Source organism: Streptomyces sp. YS-3 (assembly GCF_045257485.1).
Lineage (GTDB): Bacteria > Actinomycetota > Actinomycetes > Streptomycetales > Streptomycetaceae > Streptomyces.
The window spans coordinates 1-522 of sequence record NZ_JBJHPC010001227.1 but is presented as its reverse complement, the minus strand read 5'-3'; the positions used below and the strand labels follow the sequence as shown (position 1 = coordinate 522).

Annotated in this window: 1 pseudogene; it reads right to left on the bottom strand. The window is 73.1% G+C overall.

The features are described 5' to 3' along the window. Positions 1-314: pseudogene (locus ACJA3G_RS38435) on the bottom strand (protease); the annotation flags it as partial. Positions 315-522 lie beyond the last annotated feature (208 nt).

The following is a 522-nucleotide window of genomic DNA, read 5'->3' as shown; positions in this document are numbered from 1 at the left end:
GTGGCCGGATCGGGCGCGTCCCCTTTCTCTTCTTCCTTGCCCTGCCCGCCCGCCGCCTCGGGCGCGGCCTTCGGCTCCGGCGCCGCGTGCGGGGACGCGGACCCGGCGTACGCACCGGACTCCGGCATCGCGTGCGTGGCGCCCGGTTCGGCGGCGGGCGGCGCCGGCGGGGCCTGCGGCATGTCGTGCTCGGGCCTGTGGGACGGCGCCGCGGCCCCCTCGGACATCACGGGAGGGGCGGGAGGCGCGGGCGGTGCTGACGACGGGGCAGGCGGGACGGCCGGGACCGCGGTGCCCTCGTTCTCGGTGCTCACAGCTCTCTCTCCTCGGTTCCACTCAGTCTCGGGGTCGGTATGGTTCGGCTGGGGACGCGACACCGACCATGGTGCGTCAGGGGTCCGACAATCGCGTATCGCACGGTGCGGACGTGTGCACAYGTCAGCGCTCAGCTTTTCCCACAAGCTGTCAGGCCACTGTAAGCAGGAGCTGTGTATTCGTGCTCCCACCCGCAAGCCGCCCCCG